We start from the raw sequence: 1,469 nt of genomic DNA, 5'->3' as shown, positions 1-1,469 counted from the left end.
CCAGAAGATAGCTCGCATCCGGCACGGCAAGCTTGGGCTCGATCGCGTCGACGCTGCGGACGAGATAATGATGCTGGGGCGCAGCTTCGAAAGCAGCGACCTCTTGCCGGCCCAGCGCCAGGAAAACACGGCGCGGCGCCAGTCCAAGCGCTCGCGCGGCATCGCCGGATGTAATGACCTCAGTCCAGCGGTCGCCTTCGACAGGCTCCCAGCCGGGGCGTCGCAGCGCAAGGATCGGCACACCGGCCACGCGGGCGGCTTGCGCCGCATTGGCGGAGATCTGCGCCGCATAGGGGTGCGTCGCGTCGATCAGCAGGTCGATAGGCTCTTTCCGCAAATAATCGGCCAATCCATCGGCACCGCCAAAGCCCCCCGTTCGCACCGGCACGCCTTGCGCGACCGGGCTTTCAGTGCGGCCAGCCAGCGACAGCGTGACCGAGGCGCGCGCCGCCAGTTTTCCGGCCAGTTGCCGGGCTTCGGTGGTGCCGCCGAGGATCAGAATACGGTGGGTCATCATGCCTGCTGAAGGTCCGCGCGGTGCCAAGCTCACCCCAAAATGGCTCACAATCGTCGGCATCGGCGAGGACGGTTTAGCGGGTCTCGGCGACGAGGCCAAGCAGCGGATTGCCGAGGCGGAGATCATCTTCGGCGGCAAGCGGCACCTGGCGCTGGTCGCTTCCTTCGCCAAGGGCGAGGCGCGCGCCTGGCCGGTTCCTTTCGATGCCGAGATGGCTGACGTGCTGGCGCTTGCCGACAGGCGCGTCTGCGTGCTCGCTTCAGGCGATCCGTTCTTCCACGGCGTCGGCGCCACCCTCGCCCGCAAGGTCAAGCAACAGGAGATGCATGTCATCCCCGCACCGTCGGCCGTTTCGCTGGCGGCCGCGCGCCTTGGCTGGGCGCTGCAGGACATCGAGACCGTCTCGCTGCACGGCCGGCCGCTCGACCTGATCCGGCCGCTGCTGCAGCCACGCGCGCGCATTTTGGCACTGACCTCGGATGCCGAAGCCCCCGCTGCAATAGCGCGCCTGCTCACCGAACTCGACTTCGGCGCATCGCGGCTGACGATCCTGGAGGCCTTGGGTGGGCCAAGCGAGGACCACCGCACGATCCGCGCCGATGCCTTCGATCTCGAAAACATCAATCCGCTCAACGTGCTGGCGGTCGAAGTTGAATCCGGTCCGGACGCGCGCGTCCTGCCGCTCACATCAGGCCTTGCCGATCATCTGTTCGACCATGACGGCCAGATCACCAAGCGCGAGATCCGCGCGATCACCCTGTCGGCGCTGGCGCCGAAACGCGGCGAATTGCTGTGGGACATCGGCGCCGGTTCCGGTTCCATCGGCATCGAATGGATGTTGGCCCACCCTTCGATGCGCGCCATTGCCATCGAGGCCGATCCGATCCGCGCCGCCCGCATTGGCCGCAACGCCGCCGCCTGTGGCGTTCCCGGCCTTGTCGTGGTGGAAGGC

The 1,469-nt window shown here is 67.3% G+C and carries 2 protein-coding genes; one reads left to right on the top strand and one right to left on the bottom strand.

The window, feature by feature from the left end; genetic code table 11:
- Positions 1-514, bottom strand: a 514-nt coding sequence (locus EN906_RS33975; RefSeq protein WP_127375768.1) for a cobalt-precorrin-6A reductase, incomplete at its 3' end; no start/stop codon positions are given.
- A gap of 1 nt (position 515) precedes the next feature.
- Here EN906_RS33975 and cbiE point away from each other — a divergent pair.
- Positions 516-1,469: precorrin-6y C5,15-methyltransferase (decarboxylating) subunit CbiE (gene cbiE, locus EN906_RS33970; protein WP_127375767.1), on the top strand; the 954-nt coding region annotated here is incomplete at its 3' end.

Origin of the sequence: Mesorhizobium sp. M7A.F.Ca.CA.004.06.1.1, assembly GCF_003999135.1 — a bacterium.
Classification (GTDB): Bacteria; Pseudomonadota; Alphaproteobacteria; order Rhizobiales; family Rhizobiaceae; genus Mesorhizobium.
Note: the sequence above shows the minus strand (reverse complement) of the source record. Positions and strands in the feature narration are given on the sequence as shown.